The 3191-nt window shown below is 71.1% G+C and carries 2 protein-coding genes; both read right to left on the bottom strand.

Annotation, left to right across the window (positions count from 1 at the left end):
* Window positions 1-354: 354 nt before the first annotated feature.
* Window positions 355-1590, bottom strand: a complete 1236-nt coding sequence (locus ITP53_RS54610) for an FAD-dependent oxidoreductase (RefSeq protein ID WP_195903355.1) — start codon at window positions 1588-1590, stop codon at window positions 355-357.
* A gap of 323 nt (window positions 1591-1913) precedes the next feature.
* Window positions 1914-2900, bottom strand: coding sequence for a hypothetical protein (locus tag ITP53_RS54605; RefSeq protein ID WP_195903354.1), 987 nt, complete (start codon window positions 2898-2900; stop codon window positions 1914-1916).
* Between the last annotated feature and the right edge of the window lie 291 nt (window positions 2901-3191).

Raw genomic sequence — 3191 nt, 5'->3', positions numbered from 1 at the left:
GACCCCACCCCCTGACGATCCGCCCGGCACCGACCGAACCTCCCCACCGCCGAGCCACCGGCACCCACCGCTGAAACCACCGGCGCCACAGGTGCCCGCCGTTACGACACCGGCGCCGCAGGTTCCCGGCACTGAGGCACCGGCGCCGCAGGTTCCCGGCGCTGAGACCGGCGCCGCAGGTTCCCGGCGCTGGGACGACAGGTGTCGCAGGCATTGGCCGCTGGGACACGGGTGCCACATGTGCCGGTGCTGAGACGCCGACATCACAGGAACCCGGCCCTGAGACGCAGGCGCCACGGGCGCCCGGTGGTGGGACACCGGGGTCGGCAGGTGTCCGGTGCTGGGACGCGGGGCTCAGAGCCGGCCGCTGACTCCTCGGATCAGTTTCTCGATCAGCCAGGTCGCCAGGCGGTCGGGCATGGCGACGGCCCCGCACAGCGCTGCCTCGCTCTGGAACAGGGTCTGCGGTCCGGCGGTCGCGACGCCCTGGGTGGCCGCTCGGGCGGCCAGCACGGCCTGCCGCCGACGGCTCTGCCCGTACGCGTGCAGCACCGTGGCCGGATCCGAATCGGCGCCCCGACCATCGCCGCCCCAGCCAACGGTGCCCCGGCCATCGGCGCCCCGGCCATCGGCGCCCCGGCCGTAGGCGCCCGCGAGGCCGTGCAGCAGCGCCGCGACGTCTTCCAGCGCTTGGCCGGAGCCCTGGGCCAGGATGGGGGGCATCGCGTGCACCGCGTCGCCGATCAGGAAACTCCGGCCGCGTCCAAATCGGAGTGGGGCGGGGTGGCGGCGGTGCGGGAAGAGTTCGAGGTCCTTGTCCGACAGGGCGGCCAGCAGTTCGGGGACGGGCGAGCCCCACTCCCCGTACTGCGTCCTGAGTGCGGCGAGCGCGTGCTCAGGGCGGGGGAAGCCGTCGCCCGGCCGCCACCGGAAATCGATGAGCCACTGCAGCAGGCCGTCGCCGGAGGGGTTCAGCCCGACAGTCCCTCTCCGCCCGAGGAACAGCAGAGCGCGACTGCCGATGTCGAAAGGCGCTCTGATCAGGCCCTGCCAGGTGGCCGCCCCGGTCGGCAGCGCGCCGGTGTCGGCATCGGGTCCCTCGCCGAAGAGCGCCGCGCGCACCGGGGAGTTCACGCCGTCGGCGCCGATGAGCAGGTCGCCCGAGTACTCCGCGCCGTCCTCGGTCTCGACCCGTACGGACCGGCCGTCGTCGTGGAGCCGGGCGAAGCGGGCGCCGAACCGAAAGGTCTCCTCCGGCAACCCCTCGGCGAGCCTGGCGAGCAGCGACGGGCGCGGAATCACCACCACCGGAGCGCCCAACCTCGCCTCGAGCCGTCCGGTGTCCACCACCATCACCGGACGCCCTCGCGCGCTGCGGACCTCGATGGCGTCGATGCGCTGCCCCGCCCCGTCCATCCGTACGCCGAGATCATCCAGGATCGCCGTGCCGTTGCTCCACAGCGTCAGCGCGCAACCGGTGTCCCGCAGCGCGGGCGCCCGTTCGAGCACGGTCACCGAATGCCCGGCGGCTCGTAATCCCCTGGCCGCCGCCAGCCCCGCGATGCCGGCTCCCACAATGAGAACATGCATGCCCAAATTCCTCTACCCCTAGTAGTACTACTACCAGTAGAGCAGAGAGGGGGTGGCGCACAAAGATCCGACCCATGCGAAGGAACTCCGGCCCCTTCACCTCAGGGCCGGCAGGAATCGCAGCGCGCGGTGCAGCGGGCTGGGCAGTGAGTCACGCTGCCGACGACGCGGCCTGAACCGTACCCGCCAGGTACGTCCCAGAGCTGTAAGCTCGGTCCTTCAGTTCAGGGCCGAGAAGCTGACACGGGATCACGCTTAAGGACGGGCGGTGGGGCAGGCCGATTGTCGCTGTGACGTGACGCTGGTCTCGCACGGGTGTCCTGTCACGCCGCCAGGGCTGGTGCCGGCTCTGAGGTGTGGGGGTCGATCGAGGTCGGTACGGCTTGGCCGACTCCCTGGGTTACGCACAGCCAGTCGTTCAGGGAACCGGTGAAGCCCGAGGGTGGGCCGACCTTGAGGCAGGTGACGTCGCGGCCCGTGCCGGGGGCCGGGCCGACCTTCAGGCGGCGGATGCTGCCTGTGCGGCCCAACTCTCCCGCCCCCACGTCATACGGGGTCAGGTGCACGGCGAAGGGCGCACCTGTGCCGTCGGGCTGGTCTGACGGTTGGATGTGGAGGACGTCGTCGATCTGGCGCTCGACGGCGTCCGGGTGGGTGGTGAGGTAGGCCAGATGGTCCGCGACCAGGCGATTGGCGACCGTGCGGAGGAGGTTGGTCGCGCACAGGTTGTGGGCGCAGGCGGCGCCGTCGAGGGTGATCTCGGGCAGGGCGAAGCGGCGCAGGCCGCGTGAGGTCACCCGCAGGCAGTCGCACACGCTCGTGTCCGCCGGGTACCACGGTGGGCAGGTGGCGGCATCGTGGACCTGCACGTCCCAGGCCAGCCAGTCGTCGTTGAGGCGGAAATCCGGGGGCTCGCCCACGCATCTCCCGCGGGTGAGGATGGTGGCGCCGGTCAGGGGGTCGATCAGGAGGCCGTCGGATTCGCGGGCCAGCGCTCTGGCCACGGCGCGGGCCACCTGTGCGTTGCCGGGCAGGTGGTGCGGCGGCGCGGTCGAGGACACGACGACGTGGTGTTTGGTCCGCCGGAGGCGGCGTCTCTCGTCGTCCGTGAGGTTGATGCCGGTCGGTTTCCACGGGCTGGCGTGGCGGGTCACGGTCAGGGCTCCGGTGCTCACGGCGCTGATCGTGGCCTTCTTGTACGGCCCGCCGATGCGCCAGGGCACATACGACTCGACATCGAGGAGCACATCCTCCATCGCGATGACGAACAGGGATGCCAGCGTGCCTGGCAACGGGAGAGCGATCTTCATGGGTGGCCTCCGTGGATCGGATCGGATCGAGTCTGGAGGCGTACAGGATCGATGAAGGGGTGTGGGCGGCGTCGGGCAGAGCGGGATTCTGGGGATAACGCCGCCGCCTCCGGCCGCGCCTGTGGATAAACAAGCATGGATAAGCAAGCGGCCAACCAGCGACCGTATGCACGACGGAGCCACAGGAAGGATGCCAACCGATCAGGGGCGGATGCACGGGGAAGGGCCGGTCAGGGTGGAAGGCGCGGCAGGGCGTGCAAACCGGTCAGGGGCGGAGGCACGGTGAGGGGC

It is taken from the genome of Nonomuraea cypriaca (genome assembly GCF_015645445.1).
Taxonomy (GTDB): domain Bacteria; phylum Actinomycetota; class Actinomycetes; order Streptosporangiales; family Streptosporangiaceae; genus Nonomuraea; species Nonomuraea cypriaca.
Note: the sequence above shows the minus strand (reverse complement) of the source record. Positions and strands in the feature narration are given on the sequence as shown.

Excerpts from the sequence above, each read along its gene's own strand:
- ITP53_RS54610 (WP_195903355.1), bottom strand. The coding sequence starts at position 1,590 with ATGCATGTTCTCATTGTGGGAGCCGGCATCGCGGGGCTGGCGGCGGCC.
- ITP53_RS54605 (WP_195903354.1), bottom strand. The coding sequence starts at position 2,900 with ATGAAGATCGCTCTCCCGTTGCCAGGCACGCTGGCATCCCTGTTCGTC.